The sequence below is a fragment of the Azospirillum sp. TSH64 genome (assembly GCF_003116035.1).
Classification (GTDB): Bacteria; Pseudomonadota; Alphaproteobacteria; order Azospirillales; family Azospirillaceae; genus Azospirillum.
Map to the genome: position 1 here is coordinate 6,996,907 of NZ_LGQW01000015.1, position 21,292 is coordinate 7,018,198.

Here is a 21,292-nt window from a genome sequence, read left to right on the forward strand (position 1 = left end):
ATGCCGTCCGAACTGCTCCACCGTCAACCGGAACAGGCCTTGTTTATCACAATGCCCCTTTACAGGACGTTGAATCACAACGATTCTCTTCAGGAAAGGCTCTTTATCGGTCCGGCCCCAGACGGAAAACCAAAATCTTAGAGTCTGTCTGGTGCTTCGATAAGCATCAGGCAGACTCCAAATCATCGAATTCGCATATTACCTGCAGAATTTCGACCTGTATTGGGTAGGAGAGACGCCGACAAATTTTTTGAAAGACCGCGCGAGATTTGCGCCGGAAGAGAAGCCAGTCGATAGTGCTATTTCGTCAATAGTCATATATGGATCTTTTAAGAGAGTTTTCGCCTTACCGATCCGAACCTCCGATATGTATCGGAAAGGCGACGCACCAGTCGCTGTCTTAAAGGCCCGGCAAAAATGAAATACGCTGAGACAGGCGATCTTGGCCAGATCGTCCAAGGAAAAATCAGTTTCCAAGTTTTCCTGGATAAATTCCACCACCCGGCGGAGGCGGAATCGATCCAATCCCCTGCCTGAATAAGCATAGAAATACGATTCCGACAAACCGCGCTGATCATCGCGCGTGTAACGCTGCATAAGGCGGGCTGCCAAGCCAACCCCGAATGACTCCAAGAGCATTTGAGTTACTCTTTCACTTCTCTCCTCCTGCATCAGTTCTTCTGCGACCGCAAAGCCGATGCTCTGGATAAGGGGATCGTTGATCCCGCCTTTGTACAACAGGCACGCGATATGTGTCCCATCGCTGGTGGTCTGCAAGGCACCGAACAGATCCGTCGGCAGGTAGAAATGAAGCAGCTTGAGGGGGCCGGCCTCGATGTGGAGATAGCGTACCTCCACACCAGCGGGGCAAATGCTTGCAGAGCCGACCTGAGAAAGATATTTCTGTTCCGCACCGTCGGCGCGCCTGCGAAAGTTTGCGCTCCCGGAAACGTTGACCACAATCTCCGTAACAGGCTGCACGAAAGAGTTGCAATTTAGGCGATTGTGTTGATAAATCTCGGCGCATACCGAATTGACATCCCCAGTCTTGGGTGACGCTCTGATGAGTTCGCTGCCTCCATTGGTGTATTTTCCGCCAACGATTGAACCGATGCTTTGATCGTCCTGCGGCGGCACACCAAATTTCAGCGGATAACTCGGACGTGAAGCTGCGGTTGAATTCGCTGCGGACATTCATTCCTCCTGACGTTACCACGCTGGAAACCGGTGCGAGCCTGCTGTTTGCTCACAAACAGGATTCCAGTGATTTCATATTCCCCGGCAACAGCCCGTATGTGCCCACGGTCTCCGCTCTCCCGGACAGATGGCTTTGCCGCGCCAGCCGATCATCGGCCCAAGTAGCTGGATGCAGCATGGAAGAATATTGGGAAGATCGTGCGATATTTTTTTACGAACGTCCACTCAGCTGTGATTGTGGTGAGCGAAGCCGAAGGATTGCCCTCCTTTGACTGCGGTTTCAATCCGGGTGGCCAGAGCCAGCAGCGCATGATCGCTTCCAGGTCCGCCAGACAAAAGGAAACCGGTTGGGATACCGTTATCGTCGAATCCATTTGGGATGGAAATTCCGCACCAGTCGAGGAAGCTGCCGAGCATGGTATTTCGCAATACAAGCATATTGGTGGCGGCGAATAGATGATCGTCGAATTCCAGGAGTCGAAGGAGAGGCGCGGCGATCGCAACGGTGGGGTAACCGATGAATGTTGTGCCATCGAACAGATCCGCCATCTCGTCAATCAGGTGCAGCCGTGCCTGCCTGACGATTTTCTCCGACGCCGCGCTCATATGGTTGCCGAGGAGCATCCGCGTCCGCACCCGTGGGTCCATGCGCTTGGCTGCGGGTGAAGCGAGCCGGCTTTTGTGCAGCTCGAAGGCTTCTTTCCCCACGAGAGCGCCATGCTGTGACGCGACCGAAAGCACCTCATCGAGGACCGGCAAGTGGCGGTGCTCAATTCTGATACCGCAACTCTCCAGTCTTTGGACGGCTTCTTTAAAGTTTCTGATTACCTCGGCGTCGGCGCTTTCCCAGACCGCATTGGTCGGCACGACCAAACGGATTTGGCCGTCGATATCGGGCAGAATCTCGGACGGGGGAAGACCACATGCGGCCGCATCGACGACGATTGCGTCGGCGACTGTGCGTGTCAACACACCCGCGGTATCCAGTGTGCCGGACAATGGAAATGCCCCTTCCAACGGCCATCGCCCCCCTGACGGCTTGAAGCCGACGACGCCATTGAATGCAGCGGGAATTCTGACCGAACCGCTCGTGTCCGTCCCAATCGCGATGGGAACCAGTCCAAGCGCCACCGCGACCGCCGAGCCTGAAGATGATCCGCCGGGAATGCGATTCTCGCCGCGACCCCATGGGTTCCTTGGTGTGCCGAAATGCGGGTTCAATCCCAGTCCCGAAAATGCGAATTCCGTCATATTCAGCTTTCCGGTGGTGACCGCACCACAGGCCGCGATACGACGCACCAGTTCCGCATCACGAGGGGCAGGGCCATTGTCCAACACCAAAGAGCCTGCCCGGGTAACCTCTCCTTGAATATCGAAGAGGTCCTTCCAGGCCACGGGAACGCCGTCCAGTATGCTGAGCGGCCGGTCCTCCAGGTAGCGCCTTGACGCTGCGGCAGCTTCAACTTCCGCTCTTGCAACAGTTTGTCGAGTGAATACAGCCGGGTCACTCGATGCAATGCGGCGCAGCGTTTCATGCAGCAGATGGGACGGTGTCACTGCTCCTGCAGCCAGCAATTTTTGCAGCTCCAGGGCTGACTTTGCAAAAAGGAAATCGCGCACCCTCACTCCTCCTTCTTTCAGCAAAACCGGCGAGAGTATCGATCTCGAAGCGACCCAATCACGGTCGTAACTGAAATGTCAACCAAGGCCAGATAACCCTCTAAGATTGTTTTTTATCGTAAGAATTTCTCTATATGGATGTTTTGAACGGGGGAGGTCTGGTGGAATAGCGCACGGCTTAGAGCTGCTAACTTATTGAATTGACGATATAATAGCGAGCTTGTGACTGGGGAGCGCCAAGTGAGGCACGATCCTCGACCACTTTGCGGGGCGTCATTGATCCCGCACAAGAGACGCAACGAACCGCAATTTGTGCTGCCACACTCCGCAATCCTCGAAAGGGCCGGCGGCGCGATCGGTGTTATTTAATCTCGGAGTTCATCTGAACCAGAACGAATATCCCGAGGCACCAATGACAAAGTTCCAGACTATCGACGTCCCACACTTGGGCGGTTCGAAGATCGGCTGCAGAACCGCCACAGACTACGATCCCCGGCTTCCGACGCTGGTGATGATCAATTCATTCACGACGTCATCGGAACTGTACCGGCGTCAATTCTCCGACGCGTCTCTGACCGGCAAGGTCAATCTCCTCGCACTTGAGCCGTACGGGCATGGAGCGACGCGAACGGCAAGCGAGCAATTCACCTATTGGGACAGTGCGATCGCAAATATCCAGGTTCTCGATCGCCTTGGAATCAAGTCTGCGTTCGTCCTGGGCACGTCGCAGGGCGGTTGGATCGCCATGAGGATGGCGCTTCTCGCTCCATCGAAAATCGATGGCGTCATCCCCCTTGGCACGTCGATGGACTACGAAAGTGCAGCGAGCCGGGACCTCGGATGCTGGGACGCCCCCGCGTTCTGCGATCCGTGGATCGCCGACCTGGCGACGGAGGTGGATTCAGCGTGGGCGCCGTCGGATCAATATTGCAACGACCTGATCGATCCAGCCTTCGGTGTCAACATCGACCAGGAAACGCGTGCCTTCTGGACGTCTCGGCTGAAGGAAAACTACAAAGGCGACGATGGCCGCAGCCGTCTGCGCATGTGTACCATCAATCTTCGCGACCGCGACGGTCTGTGCGGGCGGCTTGACGGCGTCGTGAGCCCGGTGCTGTGGCTGCATGGAACCGAAGACGTCGTGTATTCCGTCTCGCATGCGCAGAGAGAAGCCAAGCTGTTCCCCCGTGCGAAAAGCGTGTCGTTCAAGGCCATCGAGGGCGGACATCACTTCCTGAGTGCGACGAATCCCGAAGAGGTCAATCGGGAAGCCCTGGCATTCATCCAGGAATACTGGAGCGGCGAAGCCAGGCAGGCCGCAGAGTGATGCGCGGGGCCCGCCGGAATCCTTGATCGGCGGCATGCTCAATCCTTGCCTCTGGTTGATGCATGAGCAGCGGGCCGCCTGGCCCGCAAGAGGCAAAGGGACTTCGCTCGCCCAGGCCGATGCGGCCGGAAAGGAGCGTCACAATAAAAAATGCTGGAAACAGGACTTCAACGACCGGAGAGGGAGCAATGACCTCAAACATTCTGCACGCGGCGATTTTTCTCGGAGCAACGGCGATATGCCATCAAGGCATCTCAGCCGGTGTCGCCTTCGCGGAAGAACAATCCGCCATCTTTTCGAAGCCGATCAAAATATTCATCCCCGACAAGAGCGACGTCAAGACGGTGTCGGAGTCGGTCTGGCTCCCCCCGGCGAAAGCCGAAAAGAAAAGCTATGTGTGCGTCAGCTTCCCGACGATGCAGGACCCTTACTGGATTGCGGCCAATTACGGGATCGTCACTGAAGCAAAACGTCTCGGCGTGCATGTGGACATCCTGAACGCCGGCTCGTTCAGCAATCTGAGCGCCCAGGTCAACCAGTTGAACGACTGCGCAGCCAAGGGTGCCGATGCCGTGCTGGTGGCCCCGATCAGCGCAGAGGGCGTGTCTTCGGCGGTGTCTTCTCTTAAGAAGAGCGGTATTCCCGTCATCAACATCATTCCTCGGATCGCCGCCGCCGACAATCTCATGGGGCGTTCGACTTTGGACTATTACCAGGTCGGAATCGCGAGTGCGAAATATCTCAAGGAAAGCATCGGCGACGCAGCTGTCAAAGTGGCTCTCCTTCCCGGCCCCGCCGGCGCAGACTGGGCGGCGCGCACCCTCGAAGGATTCAAAGTCGGGATCGCCGATTCAAAAATCGAAATCGTCGCAATCAAGTACGGCGATACCGACAAGAACACGCAATACAATCTCGTCGCAGATACCCTGAACGCCTTCCCGGACCTGAATTGGGTCATCGGCAACGCCGTCGCCGCGGACGCCGCAAGCGGTGCCGTGAAAGCGGCCGGCCTCTCGGGCAAGGTCAAGATCGGATCGACCTATCAGACGGGACCGGTCAGAGACGGCATCGAGAAAGGCGATATCGAGTGGGCGCTCAGCGACAACGTTGCGCTGATGGCGTCGATTGGACTTGATATGGCGGTCAAGGCGGTCGACGGCTCCTTGGAGCAGGGCACCGAGGTGTGGCCGGTTCCGCAGAAGCTGACGAAGGACAACGCCGCTTCCGATGCAGCAATGGCCGGTTTCGCTCCAAACGGCTTCAAGCCGGTGTTTTCGGTGCGGCCGTGATGGCGGGCGGACTTCAGCACTCGGCGCCCATCCCTGACCCTGGCCTTGGTGCTATCCTCGAAGCGTTCGGCATCGAGAAAAGCTTTCCCGGCGTACGCGTGCTTGACGGCGTTTCATTGGATGTGCGGGCGGGAGAGGTGCATGTCCTGTTCGGCGAAAACGGCGCCGGAAAATCCACGCTGGTGAACGTCATCCTCGGAAACTACGCGCCTGAGGGTGGCACGGTCCGTTTCGACGGAAAGGTCCTGCCGTCGGGATCGCCGCGCGCGGCGCGTGATGCTGGGATCAGCGTGGTTTTCCAGGAATTGAGTCTGATTCCGACCCTTTCCGCTTGCGCCAATATCTTTCTTGGACGGGAAAAGCGACGGTCGGCGTTGCTCGACGAAGGCGCCATGTCGAGGGAAGCCGCGGCGATGTTTGCCCGGCTCGGCATTGCACTCGATCCGCAGGCTCCGGTTGCCGGCCTCTCGCGCGCCGAACAGCAGATGGTCGAGATCGCCAAGGCGCTGCAGAACGATCCCCGGCTTCTGATCCTCGATGAACCGACCACGGCCTTCACCGATGTCGAAACCCAAAGACTGTTCTCGATCGTGGCGGAACTCAAGCGACTCGGTGTCGGAATCATCTACATCACCCACCGCATGGCGGAAATCCAGGCAATTGGAGACCGCATCAGCATATTGCGCGACGGTCGCCGCATCGCCACCAAGCTCGTGTCGGAAACGGATGAAGATGAACTCATCCAGCTCATGACCGGCCGTGAGACGCTGAATGTCTACCCGACAATCGCTTTCAAACCGGCGGATGAAGCCATAGCACTGGACGGGGCAAGCGCCGCGTCGGGGCGTTTCCAGAATGTGTCGATCAGCGTCCGCGCCGGTGAGATTGTCGGCATAGCCGGGTTGGTCGGTTGCGGCAAGTCGGCGGTCGGTCGCAGTCTGTTCGGCGAGGAGCGGCTGGCGGCCGGCCAGGTAAAGCTGTTTGGAAAAACTCTGCGATCCCCATCGCCTCAATCGATGCTCGAAGCCGGGGTCGTCTACCTGCCGCCCGACAGACGCAGGCAAGGACTCGTTCTCAACAGGTCGGTACGGGAGAATGCGACACTCTCTTGCCTCAACCTGCGGTCTTTTGCCTTCGGGCAATGGCTGAGGAAGAAATCCGAAGACGACGCGGTGCAGCGGGTTCTGAACCGCCTGAACCTCACCCCCCCGCTTCTCGATCGGAACGTTTCGGCATATTCCGGAGGCAATCAGCAGAAAGTCGTTTTCGCCAGGGCATTCCTGCGTGAAACGAAGGTTCTCATCGTCGATGAGCCGACGGTCGGTGTGGATGTGGGAGCCAGGCTCGAGTTTTACGGGATCCTCAAGCAGCTGTGCGAGGCCGGGGCCGCCATCCTTCTCATATCATCGGACCTTCCGGAAATCCTTCACCTCACGCACCGGACATACGTGCTGGCCTTCGGCCGACAGACCGCGGAGTTCCAGCGGGAAGAGATCAGCGAAGCGGCGATCCTATCGTCATTCTTCGCGGCCGGTCCGAAAGAAGGCGGCATAAAGACAGGAGCGGCGGCATGACGCCTTTGCAGCAAATCTCCCGACCGGCGCAACCGTTTGCTCTGCGCCGCGTTGCTGACCGGATGCTTTCGCGCCTCAAAACGACCGGCATCATCAGCGCGCTCGTTCTTGTGGTGTTTGCTTTCTTCGCAGTGGCGAACTCCCGGTTCACGAATAGCAATAACCTCATCAACATTCTGAATCAGTCCTCATACCTGATGATCGTCTCACTCGGGCAGGGTCTGGTTCTGATCAGCGGAGGTTTCGACCTGGCGGTGGCCGCTCTGCTCGGCCTCACGAGTGTGGTGTCGGCCACGCTGATGATCGCTCTGGCGGCCAATGGGGTCGACCTCCCGCTTGCCATCGCGATCTCGGTCGCATGCGGCTTGTCGGTCGGACTGATACTTGGCATGGTAAACGGCGTCGCCGTCGCCTACCTGAATGTTCCATCGTTCATCGTGACTTTGGGCATTGCAGGAATAGCGGCCGGCGCAGGATACCAAATTTCCGGGGGTGCTCCGGTCACCGGTCTTCCGGAGAATTTCATAGCAGTCTTTGGCACGCCCGATCTTCGCAGCATTTCCACATCGGTCTACATTGCGGTGCTCTTCGCCGTCGCCCTGCATCTCACGATGACGCGAACGAGGGCGGGACGCTATATTTACGCCGTGGGCGGCAATCCTGTCGCTGCGCGACTGTCCGGCATCAATGTCAGGCGCCATATCGTTTTCGTCTTCATGACCAGCGGCATGCTGGCCTCGCTTGCCGGCATCCTCCTGAGCGCACGCGTATCGACCGGCGACACCAATCTGGGCGGAAATTTCGTCCTTCAATCCATCACCGCGGGCGTGCTCGGTGGAATTTCGCTTCGTGGAGGAGAGGGTACGCTTTTCGGCGCGGCCCTCGGCGCCCTCTTCATCGCCGTACTGAGCAACGGCATGAATCTGGAAAATATTTCTTCCTACTATCAGATGATCATCTTGGGTGGACTTCTTGTTCTGGCCGTCCTGGCGGAACAGCTGCGTCTTCTGATTTCGGGAAGACGATAGGGCAGATCGCCACCCTCATGCGTGCCGGCCGAGGTCGGTACGCATGAATATCCACTGAGTCGTTCATCACATTTGTTCGCGCCCACCTGAGGTTGCCCAGCGGGAGCCGGTGACGGTGGATGCCGTTCGAATTCGCTCGGACAACCAGCGGATCGAACGCATCGGCTTGCGGACGGGAAGGGGAGACAACAATGAAACAGACAAAAAATAAGACGAGCTGGAGGTCGCTGAGCGCAATCTCTGTCGGGAATGCGCTGGAGTGGTTCGACTGGACCCTGTATGCGACTTTTTCCGTATACCTGGCCAACAACCTGTTCGACAAAACCGATTCGCGATCAGCGATGCTATCCACGCTCGCAGTCTTCGCAGCCGGCTTCTTCGCGCGGCCGGTCGGTGGCCTCGTCTTCGGGCGGTTGGGTGATCGATTGGGCCGCAAGGGCGTTCTGGTCGCCACGATGCTGCTGTTGGCTTTCAGCAGCCTTGGAATTGCGCTCATTCCAACTTACGAAAGCAGCGGATTGTTCGCGTCCTTTGCCCTGCTGGTCTTCCGCATGTTCCAAGGCTTGGCCCACGGCGGAGAAACGGGCGTATCCTATACCTACGTGGCTGAAATCGCGCCCAGAAGACACCGCGGCTTGTGGTCGAGTTCCGTCTATGCCGGTGTCATCGTCGGTGTGATCGCCGCCACGCTCGTCGCGGCCGCCCTGACCGCGCTTCTGGATGCGGGCGCGATGAACAGCTACGGTTGGCGCATCGGCTTTGCGATCGGCGGCGTTCTCGGCATCTACGCCATCTTCATGCGGAAATCGGTGGAAGAGTCGCACGTCTTCGAGCAGCAGGAGAAGGTTGCCGAGAAGAAATTGTCGCGAGGCGACATGTTTCGCATCGCCCGCAACCTCGTCATGCTGAATTGCACGACGAACGTCGCCTACTACACCTGGGTGACGTTCGCACCCGCGACCGCAATTTCCAACGGCATGGATCCTGGCGGAGCCTATCGCGCCAGCTTGATCGCCATGGCCCTCTGCGTAGTCTGGCTGCCGGTCTGCGGGATGATTTCGGATCGCTTCGGGCGGAAACCCGTGATGATCGCCTGGGGACTGTCGGTCGTCGCGCTTACTTACCCCATTGCCACAATGGTCACGACGGAACCGCACACTCTGTTCTTCGCCCAGCTGATGGCGCTGGGGGCATGGGGGTTGATTGCATCGATATTCCCCGCGGTATTGTCTGAACAGGTCCCCACCCAGGCACGGGCGCAGGGCGTTGGCTTTGTGTCCTCGGTTTCCGTGGCAATTTTCGGGGGAACCGCTCCCTATCTCAATGCTTACCTTTCCGACATCGGGCAACAGAATCTCTATCACTACTACGTTATGTTCTTAGGCTTGGTGGCGATTGCCGCCGGATTGATCATCCGCGAAACGGCCGGAGTGGATCTCGCAGAAATCGGCACCTCCCATACACGGGCCGATAGTACCGAAATTGGCGGTTCCAACTTGCACGCAACCGAGCTGGCCGAACGGTAACCTCGTTCGCAGTGATGCCGAGATCCATAGTCCCGTGAGACCCGGCCCGTTCAATCCGAACATCCTGACGTCCAGCAAAATAGAGGAAGCGGCCCATGCGCTCGAATCCAAATCATTCGTCTTCCCGATCCGCTGAATTATACGCGATGGATGTCGCAACGCTTTCCGCGGCCTATCGGAAGCGCGAGCTGTCCCCCGTGGAGGTCGTCTGCTCAGCGTTGGAGCGCGCGGAGGAAATCTCCCATTTGAATGCCTTCACCTTTCTCGATTTCGACAGCGCAATGCGAGCCGCCGAAGCGTCGGAGCGACGTTGGTGCAAAGGCGAAGCGCGCTCGCCGATCGATGGCGTGCCGACGACGGTCAAGGACATCCTGCATGTCGAGGGTTGGTCGGTTCGTTATGGCAGCCGTGTGACGGATCCCGCCCCCTTTGAAAAAGACGCTCCGGCAGTTGAAAGGTTGCGGCAAGCGGGAGCGGTTTTCATCGGGCAAACCACCACCCCGGAATATGGCTGGAAAGCTGTCACCGACAGTCCTGCGTTTGGCGTCACGAGAAGCCCCTGGAACCCGAAGCTGACGCCGGGCGGCTCGTCTGGTGGCGCCGCGGTTGCGGCGGCCTGCGGCGCAGGCGTGCTCCATGTCGGCACGGACGGTGGGGGATCGGTGCGAATCCCTGCATCCTTCACCGGTATCGTCGGACATAAGCCTTCCTATGGCAGGGTGGCATTCGCTCCTCCGAGTTCATTTGGCACCGTTGCCCACATCGGGCCAATGGCGCGCAGGGTCGCGGATGCCACGGTGATGCTGCAAATCATGTCAGGCAGGGATTTGCGCGACTGGACCCAGCCTTCCATGCCTTTTCCCGATCTCGATGTCTTCGAATACGGTTGGAAAGGAAAGCGGATTGGCTATTGGCGGACACCGTGCGTGGGAGATGTGGATGTCGAGGTGCTGAACGCCGTAGACGGCGTCATTTCCGATCTGCGGAGGGAGGGCGCGCACGTCGAGGAATTGCGTCTTCCCGATCAAGACGATCTGTTGGAAATCTATACACGGCATTGGTGCGTCGGTGCGGCGAACCGCCTTTCGACAATCGACGTTGGACGAATTTCGGAACTCGATCCGGGCTTCGTTGCCGCAGCGCAGGTCGGCCAGAAATATAGCGGTGCTCAGAGAATGAGTGCTGAAGTCGGCCGTAGCCGTTTTGGCAGTGCCATGGACGCTTTGCTCTGCGAGTACGATCTCATCATTTCGCCGACCGTGCCGATCCTGCCTTTCGAAGCAGGGAGGAACACGCCAGACGGCGACAAGCGGAGCTGGGTCGAGTGGTCGTCCTTCAGTTTCCCGATCAACCTAAGTCAACAGCCCGCCTGTTCGCTGCCTTGCGGTTTCAGTCATCAAGGGCTTCCAATCGGTCTTCAGATCATAGGGGCCAGAGGAGACGACAGGTCCGTTCTCAGCGCCGCACAGAGTTATGAAGCAATGTACCGGGACCGATTCATCCAACCCGGCGGTCGATGGCCCGGACAGCACTGACAGGGCGATGGAAAGGCCCGATAGGTTGCAATCTGTCACTTGGTGTTGGGCTGGTTGGTTTGGTACGGCAACCCTGCGTTTTTGCCGGCGAAACGGAGCGTCAGACGGTTTGCGGCACGCTCCGCCACCGAAATGGGCAGTCAACGGAAAGCATCAGGGCCTGAAGCTCTGTAACAATCCAGGGTTGGCGGGATTGCTGACCCTGGAATCCCGCTTTGCACAGCAAAAACATGTTCTGAGCAATTCAAATTATGGCAGGAGGAAATGATGTCGCGAAAGCCGCTTGGTCAGGTTCCTGGAATCTATCATCGCGCAATCGGTGATATCGTCGTAACCGCGATTTCCGACGGATATGCCGATGCAGGTATTGAACCTTTGAGGAATATCGATCCTTCTGAAGCTTTGCTTTTGTTCGAGGAAAAGCTTCGTCCGGCCAGACGGGCATCGATCAATTGCTACCTCGTCCACTCGGAAGGACAGATCGCCCTGATCGACACCGGCTGCGGCCCCTATTTCGGCCCGACCGCCGGACAGCTTCAGCGAAACCTCAGCGCCATCGGCATCAGGAGCGATGAAATCGATGCAATACTTCTGACGCACATCCATCCAGATCATTCAGCGGGCCTGACGGACGTGGCAGACGGGCGTCGCATCTTCGCGAATGCCAGACTTGCGGTCCACCGGAACGAGTTGGTTCACTGGTTCGATGATGTCGAGATGGCCAAGGCAAGCGACCAGGACCGCCGCTTCTTCTTCGACACCGCTCGCGAGCAGGTCACCCCTTATAAAGACGTCGTTCAAGCTTTCGAAGGTCGGACCGAAGTATTCCCAGGTGTCCTGTCGAAGCCCTTGCTGGGGCACACACCCGGGCATTCCGGCTTCACGATCTCATCGAAGGGGGAAGAGCTCCTGATTTGGGGCGACACAATTCATATTCCCGAAATACAGATTTCCAGACCGGATGTGACGCTCACATTCGACTGTGATCAGGCGCTCGCCGCGGAGACGAGAAAAAACCTCTTCCAGGAGGTTTCTTCGAGGAGAACTCTCATCGCCGGTTCCCACATTGACTTCCCCGGGTTTGCGCATGTCGTACAGCGGCGTGATGGCTATCATCTTTTGCCGGAGCCGTGGTCCTACACCATGCGTTAGCAGGACGCGGAGAACGCGCTGTGCCATGGCGGCTGGTCATGATTCTCTCACTTGGCGAAGGAGGCGGCCGAAAAGAGGGCGATGGGGGCACGGATGAACGCAGCGAAGACGCTGCTGCGGGCTTTGCTGCTTCAGGCCTTCTCCCGGGAGCCTCGGAGCGCACGCCGATCGGAAATGCCGCAGCATCGCGAAGGCCGGAACGGCTCGACGCCATTGACAGGCGTATGGCCTGCCTCTATCACCGGAGGCATTGTCGGTGGTTCTCCCAGGCGCAAGCCGGGAGATTAAAAGGGAACGACGGAAGCGACAGGTGTCAAAGCCTGATGCAAGCCGTGGCTGTCCCCGCAACTGTGAGCGGCGAGTCGGCGCCGAAAAGCCACTGATCGGAGATCCCAGGATCCCGGTCGGGAAGGCGGTGCCGGATGACGACCCGCGAGCCAGGAGACCTGCCTCCGACAGCGTCACTCTGCCTTCGATCGGGGTGTGTCGAAGGTGCGGAAACCCGTCGTGGTGACGCGTCCATTGGCGTTGCCGCGGCCGGAGTCCGGGAAGATCGATCCTCCCTGAAGCAAGTCGCAGCTGAATGGTTCTCCAGGCGCGGGGCCTCGCGTCGTGGCGTCCGTTCGGCAACGCCCGTTCAACGGCTCCGGTCTCCGGGGCCGGCATGGATGTGTGGTCCCGGACGGGCGGCTTTGCGGCCGCATCGCTTGTCCGAACGCGCCTCCATGCCTGTGGCAGGACGTGGCAGAGCATGCAGACAAGCCGTTCCATCAAGTATTTCCACCTTCGGTTCGCCCTGGCCTGTTTGGGGGCCGGTCTCGGGGTTGTGGCTGGAGCGCCCATCGTTTCGCCGGACAACCTTCACCTTGCCCCTCTGGAGATCATGGTGCCGAAGGATGTGGCGGTGCCGCAGGAGCCGGCGACCACCGCCACCAGGGTGATCGGCGGCGAGGAGATCGAACGTCAGCAGATCCGCCGTCTCGACGATGCGCTGGGGCTCGTTCCCGGCCCCAGCCTGTCGGGCCGGCAGGCGCTGGGCGTTGTCCAGACCGTGAGGCTGCGCGGACCGGGGCCGCGCAACACCCGCGTCTTCATCGACGGCGTCGACATCGTCACCCGCCGTCCGGCCTGTCCGCTCGCTGGACAGGTCGGGGCAGAATATGGCGGCTTCGATAGCAAGGCACGCCGCGCAACCCGGTCGATCCGGAGCTTGCCCGCATCCGCCGGACCGCGCGGGCCGAGATGTACCGTGTCCTGGGGGCTAACGGCGCACCGCGGAGCTGGGGCCTGCGGCTGTTCAACGGCACGGGAGACCAGCAGATGAGGCTGTTCTTTCCCAATCCCTTCCTTGGCGAGAACGACCGCATCCTGAAGGAGCCGGACTGGAGCCGCCTGTCGATGTGGGACCGGTTCCGTGAGCGCTATCTCGGGCTGATGCCCGATCCGCTCGACCGCAGCGGAAGGGGGTTCCGGTGCGGCGGCTGACCCTCCGCCTGACAGGGGCCTGCCTTTTGAGCGCGGCCACCCCGGTTGGGATTGCCGTTGCCGCCGACCCCTGGCTGTCGCTGCTGGCCGGCGAGGCGGGTCCCTTCCGGCAGATCCGGCCGAGCGCCGAGGCCTACCTGTCGCTCGGCGTCGGGGTGGTCCTCGCCAATGGCTGGAGCGCCCACAAGACCGTGGAACTGCTGGAGCGGTTCGGTGTGCGGGTGGTGCGCATCCCGCTGGTCGAGCGGTTCGAGGACATCGAGACGGTGACGGCGAAGGTCGCCGAGGCTCTGGGCCATCCCGAACGCGGCGCGGGTCCTGGCGACGGACGCCCCGGTGCTCCTCGCCGACGAGCCGACGGCAGCCCTCGATCCCGGCCACCAATTCCGCATCATGATGCTGCTGCGGGCCGAAGCGGTCGAGCGGCACCGTGCCGCCGTCGTCGTGCTCCACGACCTGTCGCTGGCCGCCCTCTGCAACGATCTTGTCCTGCTGATGCCGGACCTTCGCGTGATCGCGGGAGACGTGGCGACCATTCTGACGCCCTTCCTGCTGCGCGAGGCCCATGGCGTGCCCTTCGCCGTGACACAGGCCGCCGGCACCCCGGTGGTGCTTCCCCAATGCCCAACCATGATTCAATCCGGAAACTGACCAACCATGACCGTCGACGTGATCGTCTGTGAAACCTGCCGCCAGCCCGGCACAGGACCGGGGGTGGACCCGGAGGCCGGGTGGACCGGAGCGATGTTCGCGGCCCTGCTCGAAGGGGTTCTCGCATCCGCCGGGGCCGACGATGTCCGTGTCGGCACCATGCGCTGCCTGATGAGCTGCCGCCGGCCCTGCGCCGTCCACATCCGCTCGCCGGGGCGCATGGGATATGTCCTCGGCGACTTGGCTCCCGAGCGGTCGGCCGTCGAGGCGCTCGTCGGCTATCTGCTGGCCTATCGTGGGACCGACAGCGGTGTCGTCGCGTATCGGGACTGGCCGGATGGCGTCAAGGGCCGCTTCGTCGCACGGGTTCCCGCCCCTGACATGCAACCTTTGGGAAAATGACGCTTATCCTCGATGCGGCTCTTCGGCTATTGTGCCGCACCCGCAACGGACGGACTCACGGACCGGCATGAGCGCGACCCAGGAGAGACTGCGACCCGCGCGACGGGCCGGCCTTGCGGCCGGTGCGATCGCGCTGCTGTTGCAGATCGTCGCCTGGGCCTGGATGCCGGCCATGATCGCATCCGCCAACGCGGCCGAAGCCAGCTGGATCGTGATCTGCACGGCGGACGGGTTCAAGACCGTTGCTCTGGACGATCACGGCGTACCGGCCGACCCGGACGGCGCCCCTTCCGATGCGGCCGTTGCCGATGGCTCCTGCCCCTTGTGCCCCCTGGTCGGCGGTCTGGCGATGCCGCCGCTCGGCCTGCTTCCGGTGACCGTCGGATATGTCCGGCATGGGCCCGAGTTCCTGCCCGGACGCCGCATCGCCGCCGGATGGTTCCTGTCCTCCCTTCAAGCCCGGGCGCCGCCGGCCAACGGTTGATCCGTCTTCGGCATCGGTGGGTTTTCAGACCCGCCGTTGCCGCACCATGACCGATTGACCGGAGCCTCCGCATGCCCGACGCCTGTTTCGGGGACGCGGCCGTCGTACCCGTGTTCGCATCCGTCGTCCCGCCTGCTCGCGCGGCGAAGACGGACGAACCGCTGTTCGACGCCGTTGCCACCTCCAATGACGGCGGCACCCGCAATGGCCGCCTCATCTTCGTTGCCGTTCTGACCGCCTATTCCGCAATCACCCTGTTCGCCTGGCTGTGCCTCGGGGCGTGGCCGATGGCGCTCTATTCCCTGATCGTCCTTGCCTTCGCCATCTGGTCGGTGATCGGCGATGCACGGCGCCGGCGGCAGTCCAAGCGTATCCGCGTCTGGCCGGACCGCACCCTGGTCGAACGCATCGACGTGGCAGGGCGGCGCACATCCAGCGAATGGCAGACCGGCTGGCTGCGGCTGACCGTCGAACACGGTCAACCCGGCGGCCCATGCCTGCGCCTGACCAGCCATGGCCGGTCGGAAACGGTCGGTGCCTTCCTGACCGGCCGCGAGCGGCTGGATCCGGCGAAGGCGCTGGCCCGCCACCCCGGCCCGGCGCCCGCATTGCGCTGATCGCATTGCGCCGATCCGCCGGTTGGCCGGCGGCTTCCACTGAAAATCCCAATCGCACCGACACCGCAGGGCGGAGCCGGCGGCTCCTCTGCGCTACCCTGGAGAATCTCGATGTCAAGACTATGCCCGCGGCGTACCTGCCATCCGGCCCTGCTGGCCGCGCTGATGGTGAGCGCGGCGCCGGCGGCGTTCGCGCAGGATGCCGTGTCTCCGACGCTGCTGCCGCCGGTCACCGTGACGGGAACCTCCGCCGGTTCGCTCACCGTGCCGACGGCTGAGGATGCGGACCAGCGGATCCGGCTAATTCCCGGCGCTGTCGAACTGGTGCCCGACACGGCTTTCAAGAACGGTACGGCGAACACGATCAGGGACGTTCTCGGCTGGGTGCCGGGTGTGGTGACTCAGCCCAAGTCCAACATCGACAACCGGGTGTCGATCCGCGGTTCGGGGCTGACGCGCAACTACGGCAATCGTGGCGTCAACCTCTATATGGATGGCATCCCGATCAACACGTCCGACGGCCTGTTCGACGTGTTCGAGATCGATCCGAGCGCCTACCGCTATGTCGAGGTCTACAAGGGCGCCAACGCCCTGCGCTACGGCGGCAACGCGCTCGGCGGTGCCGTCAATTTCGTCACCCCGACCGGCCGCGACGCCTCGCCGTTCGACGGCCGCATCGATACGGGGAGCTTCGGTTTCCTGAAGGGGCAGTCCAGCACGGGCGGCGCCTCCGGGGCCTTCGATTACTTCGCCAACCTGTCGGTCCAGCGCGAGGACGGCTATCGCGACCACAGCGAGGGCCATATGGGGCGCGGCAGCATCAATCTGGGCTATCGGCTGTCGCCGGATGCCGAGACCCGCTTCTATCTGAACGCAAACAGCTGGAGGCAACGCCTTCCCGGAGAGCTGACCAAGAGCGCGGCGTTGAACGCACCGAAGTCGGCGGATCCGGAGTTCGTGCGCCAGGACCAGCAGCGCAACATCGATTCGATCAGGATCGCCAACAAGACCACGCTGCATTTCGACGGCACCGAGGTGGAGTTCGGCGTCTTCAACCACCGCCGCCATGTCGATCATCCGATCTACCGCTATCTCGATTACACCGTGAACGACTATGGCGGCTTCGTCAGCGCCACCGACGACCGGACCGTCGGCGGCTTCCGTAACCGCCTCGCCGTCGGGGCGAACGCCCTCAACGGCACGATCGACTACAAGGAATTCAATAATCTGAGCGGAGCGGTCAAGGGCGCGCTGGCCTTCTCGACGCGGGACAAGGCCGAGAATTATTCGGCCTATGCGGAGAACTCCTTCTATGTCCTGCCAGACGTTGCCCTGGTTGCCGGTGTACAGTTCCTGCATGCCATGCGTGATCGGAAAGACCGGTTCCTGACCGATGGCGACCAGTCGGGCCGCCGCACCTACGATCTCTGGAGCCCCAAGGTCGGGGTTCTGTGGGAGGTCGATCCGGATTGGCGGGTGTTCGGCAACATTTCGCGCAGCGCGGAGGTGCCGACCTTCGACGCCAACAGTTTCGCGACCCCGGCCAGTTCGACCCTCAATGCCCAGACGGCAACCACCTACGAGATCGGCACGCGAGGCCGCAGGGCCGACGTCACCTGGGATCTGGCGCTCTACCGGTCAGAACTCCGCAACGAGCTGCAATGCGTCACCACCTCGCCCTACAGCACCTGCACCGTCCGCAATGCCGACAAGACGGTGCATCAGGGGGTGGAGTTGGGGTTCGGCGTCGCCATCCTGAAGGCGCTCGCCGCCCAGGAGGACCGCACCTGGCTCAACCTGACCTACAGCTACAACGACTTCTTCTTCGACGGCACGACCTATCACGGCAACAGCTTGCCCGGCGTGCCGCCGCAGTCCGTCCGCGCCGAACTGCTCTACAAGCACCCGAGCGGCTTCTATGCGGGCCCCAGCGTCGACTGGATGCCGAAGAGCTTCTATGCCGACAATGCCAACACCCTCAAGGTCGATCCGTATGGGTTGATGAACGCCAAGATCGGCTTCGACCAGGGTTCGGGTCTGTCCGGCTATCTGGAGGGACGGAACCTGCTGGACAAGCGCTACATCTCGTCCACGATCACGGCGGAAAAGGCCAGTGCCGGGTCGGCCCTGTTCAATCCCGGCTACGGCCGCGCCGTCTATGCCGGCCTGCGCTTCGTCTGGTGAAATTGGTGGGATGAAACCGGTGGGGTGAAAGCGAAGCAGGGGGTTTCCTTGAGGGAAGCCTGCATACCGCCCGGCACCCGCGCCGCTCCGTCCGGTCACGCCCTTCGGCAGTGGCCGGGCGGCCTGTCCACACCTCCGTCGATGCCCGATAGAAGGCCGATCAATGGAGGATCTGGTGCAGGAAGCTGCGGGTCCGTTCGTGACGCGGGGCGTCGAAAAACTCGTCGGGCCCGGCGCATTCGACGATCCGTCCCGCATCCATGAAGACCACCCGGTCGGCGACGCGGCGGGCGAAGCCCATCTCGTGCGTCACCACGATCATGGTCATGCCGTCCTCGGCCAGCGACACCATGGTTTCCAGCACCTCCTTCACCATCTCCGGATCGAGCGCCGAGGTCGGCTCGTCGAACAGCATCACCTGCGGCTCCATGCACAGGGCGCGGGCGATGGCCACCCGCTGCTGTTGCCCCCCGGAAAGCTGGCCGGGGAATTTCGCCGCCTGCTCGGCGATGCGGACGCGCCGCAGCAGATGCATCGCCCTGTCCTCGGCCTCCCGGCGCGGAGTGCCGCGCGCCAGCATCTGCGGCAGGGCGCAGTTGTCGAGGATCGACAGATGGGGGAACAGGTTGAAGTGCTGAAACACCATGCCGACGCCGCGGCGGACGGCGTCGATGTTGCGCACGCTGTCGGTCAACTCCACCCCGTTGACGGCGATGCGGCCGGCCTGATGCTCTTCCAGCCGGTTGATGCAGCGGATCAGCGTCGATTTGCCGGACCCGGACGGACCGCAGACGACGATGCGTTCTCCTGCCGCCACGGTCAGGTCGACCTTCGAGAGAACCTGGAAGGTGCCGTACCATTTGTCGACCGCCTCGATAAGGATGGCGGGGCTTGCGGCGGCAGGGGCAGGGGAGTGGACGGGCATGGGGGAGGTCATCAGCGCAGATCCTTGTCCTGGACGCGGCCTTCCAGCCAGCGGGCGTAGAGAGAGATGGCGAAGCAGATGAGGAAATAGACCGCCCCCACGAACAGGTAGCTTTCCGAATAGGGAGCCGGCCAGACGGGGTCGGATGCGGCGGTGCGCGCGGCGCTCAGCATGTCGAAGACGCCGACGATCAGCACCAGGCTGGTGTTCTTGACCATGACGATGGCGGTGTTGGTCAGCGGCGGGATGACCTTCTGGATCGCCTGGGGCAGCACCACATGCCACACCGCCTTCCACACCGGGATGCCGAGCGCGCGGGCGGCCTCCATCTGTCCGCCGGGGACGCCCTGCAGGCCGCCGCGGATCACCTCCGCCAGATAGGCGGCGGCGAAGATGGTCAGGGCGGCCAGCGTGCGGCCCAGCTTGTCGACCGACCAGCCGGCCGGCAGCAGCAGCGGCATCATGATCGAGGAGATGAAGAGCAGCCCGACCAGCGGCATGCCGCGGATGGTCTCGATCACCAGCACCGACAGGAAGCGCGGGACCGGCACCTTGGATCGGCGGCCGAGCGCCAGCGTGACGGCGATGGGAAAGCCCATCCCCAACGAGAGGATCGCCAGCAGCAGCGTGACCGGCAGGCCGCCCCAGTTGGCGGTGGAGACGAAGGGCAGGCCGGCGAAGCCGCCCCACATCAGCGCCAGCATCGCGCCGATTGCCACCCCCCAGGCCGTCAGCAGGCGGCGCCCCCAATGGCGGGGCGGCAGCGACACCAGCACCATCGCCAGAACCAGACCGATCACGGCCAGCGGCCGCCACTGCTCGTCGGCGGGATAGACGCCGAACAGGATGAAGCGGATCTTGGCGGCGACGAAGGCCCAGCAGGCACCGCCGGCACCGCAGCGGCCGGGATCGGCCGTGCTCCACACGGCATCCAGCACGCCCCAGCGCAGCGCCGGCAAGAGCGCCAGGACGAGGGCGCCGGTCATCACGGTCAGGCCGGCCGCGAGCAGGTCGCCGAACAGGATTTGCAGGATCGGGGTGCGGCGGCGCTTCGGCGGTCCGTCCGCTGCCGCGGCGGGAATGGCGGTGGTCATGGTCATGATCGGAAACTCTCCCTTCGGCCGGCTCATCAGGTGCCCCTCACCGCGTGACCAGCGCGGTTCTGGCGTTGCACCAGTTCATCAGCAGCGAGACGGCGGCGCCGATGGTCAGGTAGACGGCGAGCAGGATGGCGATGCTTTCCAGCGCCTGGCCGGTCTGGTTGATGACGGTGCCGATCACCAGCCCCAGCTCCGGGAAGCCGACGGCAAGCGCCAGGGTGGAATTCTTGACCGTCGAGAGATATTGCGTGGTCAGCGGCGGGATGATGACCCGCAGGGCCTGCGGCATGACGATCCGCATCAGCGTCTGCCGCTCGCTGAGGCCGAGCGCCCGCCCGGCCTCCCACTGGCCGCGGCCGACGGCGTCGATGCCGCCGCGGATGATCTCGCCGATGAAGGCCGCGGTGTAGAACACCAGCCCGACCATCAGCGCCGCAAATTCCGGCGACAGCCGCATCCCGCCGGCGAAGTTGAACCCGCGCAGTTCCGGCAGGCTCGCAGCGGCGCCAATGCCGGTCGTCCAGGCGAGGAGCAGGATAGCGGCCGCCGCCGCTGCAATGGCGGGCAGGGCAGGGGCCGTCCGGCCTCGCCGGCGCAGCCGCCGGACCAGCACCGCCGCGGCCACGAGGATGGCAGCCGTCCCCGCCGCGAAGCCCCAGCCGTTGCCGCTCCACTCGATGCCCGGCAGATAGAGGCCGCGCTGCGACAGATAGACGTAGGGCAGGGGGTGCAGCGCGTTGCGCGGCGCCGGCAGGGCCGTGGTGGCGAGCGCGTACCAGAACAGCAGCTGCACGATCAGCGGCGTGTTGCGGACCGCCGTGACGAAGACCCCGGCCACGCCCGACAGCATCGGGTGCCTGGCCCGCCGGGCCAGCCCGACGAACAGGCCGAGCAGGGTGGCGGCCAGGATCGCCATCGCCGAGATCATCAGGGTGTTGCCGATCCCGACCACATAGGCCCAGGCGAAGCTGTCCATCGGGCTGTAGGGAACCACGCTTTCCGAGATCGGAAAGTTGGCCGGGCGGGCGAGGAAGTCGAAGCCGACGCGGATGCTGCGGACGGCCAGATTCTCCACCGTGTTGGCGGCGAGCCAGACCAGGGTCCCGACGAAGAGGAGCAGCAGAAGTGCCTGGCCGGCCCAGGCCCGGAGGCGCGGGCTGTCCCAAAGGGCAGTGATCTGGGCGGCGAGCATGGGC

General features: G+C 62.2%; 19 protein-coding genes and 1 riboswitch. Of the genes, 14 read left to right on the plus strand and 5 right to left on the minus strand.

Going from position 1 to position 21,292, the window contains the following annotated elements; translation table 11 throughout:
- Nucleotides 1-198: 198 nt before the first annotated feature.
- Together TSH64_RS32800 and TSH64_RS32805 are read right to left on the minus strand one after the other, a co-directional pair.
- The gene (locus TSH64_RS32800) at nucleotides 199-1,194 is read right to left on the minus strand and encodes an AraC family transcriptional regulator (protein WP_109451478.1); all 996 of its coding nucleotides are present in this window, start codon (nucleotides 1,192-1,194) and stop codon (nucleotides 199-201) included.
- A 228-nt stretch (nucleotides 1,195-1,422) separates the two neighbouring features.
- The gene (locus TSH64_RS32805) at nucleotides 1,423-2,817 is read right to left on the minus strand and encodes an amidase family protein (protein WP_158285441.1); all 1,395 of its coding nucleotides are present in this window, start codon (nucleotides 2,815-2,817) and stop codon (nucleotides 1,423-1,425) included.
- 412 nt (nucleotides 2,818-3,229) lie between these two features.
- Here TSH64_RS32805 and TSH64_RS32810 point away from each other — a divergent pair, with 412 nt between their 5' ends.
- From TSH64_RS32810 to TSH64_RS32880, 14 genes are all read left to right on the plus strand, one after another.
- Nucleotides 3,230-4,144 (plus strand): alpha/beta hydrolase, encoded by a 915-nt coding sequence (locus TSH64_RS32810; protein ID WP_109451482.1) that lies wholly within the window; start codon nucleotides 3,230-3,232, stop codon nucleotides 4,142-4,144.
- Nucleotides 4,145-4,332: 188 nt separating this feature from the next.
- On the plus strand, nucleotides 4,333-5,433 hold the full coding sequence (gene torT / locus TSH64_RS32815; protein ID WP_158285442.1) for a TMAO reductase system periplasmic protein TorT: 1,101 nt from the start codon (nucleotides 4,333-4,335) through the stop codon (nucleotides 5,431-5,433).
- Nucleotides 5,433-7,007 (plus strand): sugar ABC transporter ATP-binding protein, encoded by a 1,575-nt coding sequence (locus tag TSH64_RS32820; RefSeq protein WP_109451486.1) that lies wholly within the window; start codon nucleotides 5,433-5,435, stop codon nucleotides 7,005-7,007. Before torT ends, TSH64_RS32820 begins: the two co-directional genes overlap by 1 nt.
- The gene (locus tag TSH64_RS32825) at nucleotides 7,004-8,035 is read left to right on the plus strand and encodes an ABC transporter permease (RefSeq protein WP_109451488.1); all 1,032 of its coding nucleotides are present in this window, start codon (nucleotides 7,004-7,006) and stop codon (nucleotides 8,033-8,035) included. Before TSH64_RS32820 ends, TSH64_RS32825 begins: the two co-directional genes overlap by 4 nt.
- Before the next feature lie 191 nt (nucleotides 8,036-8,226).
- Entirely contained in the window at nucleotides 8,227-9,561 is a 1,335-nt protein-coding gene (locus TSH64_RS32830) for an MFS transporter (RefSeq protein WP_109451490.1), read from the plus strand.
- Between the two features lie 146 nt (nucleotides 9,562-9,707).
- Nucleotides 9,708-11,096, plus strand: a complete 1,389-nt coding sequence (locus TSH64_RS32835) for an amidase (RefSeq protein ID WP_247873286.1) — start codon at nucleotides 9,708-9,710, stop codon at nucleotides 11,094-11,096.
- Nucleotides 11,097-11,360: 264 nt separating this feature from the next.
- Complete coding sequence (locus TSH64_RS32840) at nucleotides 11,361-12,248, plus strand: MBL fold metallo-hydrolase (RefSeq protein ID WP_109451495.1); 888 nt, start codon at nucleotides 11,361-11,363, stop codon at nucleotides 12,246-12,248.
- 240 nt (nucleotides 12,249-12,488) lie between these two features.
- Nucleotides 12,489-12,717: riboswitch (cobalamin riboswitch) on the plus strand.
- A gap of 282 nt (nucleotides 12,718-12,999) precedes the next feature.
- Nucleotides 13,000-13,572, plus strand: coding sequence for a Plug domain-containing protein (locus tag TSH64_RS32845; RefSeq protein WP_247873287.1), 573 nt, complete (start codon nucleotides 13,000-13,002; stop codon nucleotides 13,570-13,572).
- On the plus strand, nucleotides 13,569-13,733 hold the full coding sequence (locus tag TSH64_RS36065) for a hypothetical protein (protein WP_199237721.1): 165 nt from the start codon (nucleotides 13,569-13,571) through the stop codon (nucleotides 13,731-13,733). Before TSH64_RS32845 ends, TSH64_RS36065 begins: the two co-directional genes overlap by 4 nt.
- A 336-nt stretch (nucleotides 13,734-14,069) precedes the next feature.
- The gene (locus tag TSH64_RS32860) at nucleotides 14,070-14,384 is read left to right on the plus strand and encodes an ABC transporter ATP-binding protein (protein ID WP_199237722.1); all 315 of its coding nucleotides are present in this window, start codon (nucleotides 14,070-14,072) and stop codon (nucleotides 14,382-14,384) included.
- Between the two features lie 6 nt (nucleotides 14,385-14,390).
- Nucleotides 14,391-14,786, plus strand: coding sequence for a DUF1636 domain-containing protein (locus TSH64_RS32865; RefSeq protein WP_109451497.1), 396 nt, complete (start codon nucleotides 14,391-14,393; stop codon nucleotides 14,784-14,786).
- Nucleotides 14,787-14,853: 67 nt separating this feature from the next.
- Nucleotides 14,854-15,270 (plus strand): DUF2946 family protein, encoded by a 417-nt coding sequence (locus tag TSH64_RS32870; protein WP_109451499.1) that lies wholly within the window; start codon nucleotides 14,854-14,856, stop codon nucleotides 15,268-15,270.
- A gap of 71 nt (nucleotides 15,271-15,341) precedes the next feature.
- On the plus strand, nucleotides 15,342-15,887 hold the full coding sequence (locus TSH64_RS32875; RefSeq protein ID WP_109451501.1) for a DUF2244 domain-containing protein: 546 nt from the start codon (nucleotides 15,342-15,344) through the stop codon (nucleotides 15,885-15,887).
- A 111-nt stretch (nucleotides 15,888-15,998) separates the two neighbouring features.
- Nucleotides 15,999-18,071 (plus strand): TonB-dependent receptor, encoded by a 2,073-nt coding sequence (locus TSH64_RS32880; protein WP_109451503.1) that lies wholly within the window; start codon nucleotides 15,999-16,001, stop codon nucleotides 18,069-18,071.
- 160 nt (nucleotides 18,072-18,231) lie between these two features.
- On the opposite strand, the gene TSH64_RS32885 is transcribed toward TSH64_RS32880, so the two are convergent.
- Genes TSH64_RS32885 through TSH64_RS32895 form a run of 3 tightly spaced genes read right to left on the minus strand, consistent with a single transcriptional unit; the run spans nucleotide 18,232 to nucleotide 21,288 of the window.
- Nucleotides 18,232-18,996 carry an amino acid ABC transporter ATP-binding protein gene (locus tag TSH64_RS32885; protein WP_109453265.1) on the minus strand — a complete coding sequence of 255 codons (765 nt, stop codon included), beginning with the start codon at nucleotides 18,994-18,996 and terminating at the stop codon, nucleotides 18,232-18,234.
- 11 nt (nucleotides 18,997-19,007) lie between these two features.
- A complete protein-coding gene (locus tag TSH64_RS32890; RefSeq protein WP_109451505.1) occupies nucleotides 19,008-20,096 on the minus strand; it encodes an amino acid ABC transporter permease in 1,089 nt (362 codons plus the stop codon).
- Nucleotides 20,097-20,136: 40 nt separating this feature from the next.
- On the minus strand, nucleotides 20,137-21,288 hold the full coding sequence (locus tag TSH64_RS32895) for an ABC transporter permease subunit (RefSeq protein ID WP_109451507.1): 1,152 nt from the start codon (nucleotides 21,286-21,288) through the stop codon (nucleotides 20,137-20,139).
- Nucleotides 21,289-21,292: the final 4 nt, after the last annotated feature.

What these genes read in the sequence shown, in the direction of transcription:
- TSH64_RS32825 (WP_109451488.1), top strand. Translation starts at nt 7,004, where the DNA reads ATGACGCCTTTGCAGCAAATCTCCCGACCGGCGCAACCGTTTGCTCTG.
- TSH64_RS36065 (WP_199237721.1), top strand. Translation starts at nt 13,569, where the DNA reads ATGAGGCTGTTCTTTCCCAATCCCTTCCTTGGCGAGAACGACCGCATC.
- TSH64_RS32810 (WP_109451482.1), top strand. Translation starts at nt 3,230, where the DNA reads ATGACAAAGTTCCAGACTATCGACGTCCCACACTTGGGCGGTTCGAAG.
- torT (WP_158285442.1), top strand. Translation starts at nt 4,333, where the DNA reads ATGACCTCAAACATTCTGCACGCGGCGATTTTTCTCGGAGCAACGGCG.
- TSH64_RS32895 (WP_109451507.1), bottom strand. Translation starts at nt 21,288, where the DNA reads ATGCTCGCCGCCCAGATCACTGCCCTTTGGGACAGCCCGCGCCTCCGG.
- TSH64_RS32885 (WP_109453265.1), bottom strand. Translation starts at nt 18,996, where the DNA reads ATGCCCGTCCACTCCCCTGCCCCTGCCGCCGCAAGCCCCGCCATCCTT.
- TSH64_RS32890 (WP_109451505.1), bottom strand. Translation starts at nt 20,096, where the DNA reads ATGACCATGACCACCGCCATTCCCGCCGCGGCAGCGGACGGACCGCCG.
- TSH64_RS32800 (WP_109451478.1), bottom strand. Translation starts at nt 1,194, where the DNA reads ATGTCCGCAGCGAATTCAACCGCAGCTTCACGTCCGAGTTATCCGCTG.
- TSH64_RS32845 (WP_247873287.1), top strand. Translation starts at nt 13,000, where the DNA reads ATGCAGACAAGCCGTTCCATCAAGTATTTCCACCTTCGGTTCGCCCTG.
- TSH64_RS32835 (WP_247873286.1), top strand. Translation starts at nt 9,708, where the DNA reads ATGGATGTCGCAACGCTTTCCGCGGCCTATCGGAAGCGCGAGCTGTCC.
- TSH64_RS32830 (WP_109451490.1), top strand. Translation starts at nt 8,227, where the DNA reads ATGAAACAGACAAAAAATAAGACGAGCTGGAGGTCGCTGAGCGCAATC.
- TSH64_RS32880 (WP_109451503.1), top strand. Translation starts at nt 15,999, where the DNA reads ATGTCAAGACTATGCCCGCGGCGTACCTGCCATCCGGCCCTGCTGGCC.
- TSH64_RS32840 (WP_109451495.1), top strand. Translation starts at nt 11,361, where the DNA reads ATGATGTCGCGAAAGCCGCTTGGTCAGGTTCCTGGAATCTATCATCGC.
- TSH64_RS32870 (WP_109451499.1), top strand. Translation starts at nt 14,854, where the DNA reads ATGAGCGCGACCCAGGAGAGACTGCGACCCGCGCGACGGGCCGGCCTT.
- TSH64_RS32875 (WP_109451501.1), top strand. Translation starts at nt 15,342, where the DNA reads ATGCCCGACGCCTGTTTCGGGGACGCGGCCGTCGTACCCGTGTTCGCA.
- TSH64_RS32820 (WP_109451486.1), top strand. Translation starts at nt 5,433, where the DNA reads ATGGCGGGCGGACTTCAGCACTCGGCGCCCATCCCTGACCCTGGCCTT.
- TSH64_RS32865 (WP_109451497.1), top strand. Translation starts at nt 14,391, where the DNA reads ATGACCGTCGACGTGATCGTCTGTGAAACCTGCCGCCAGCCCGGCACA.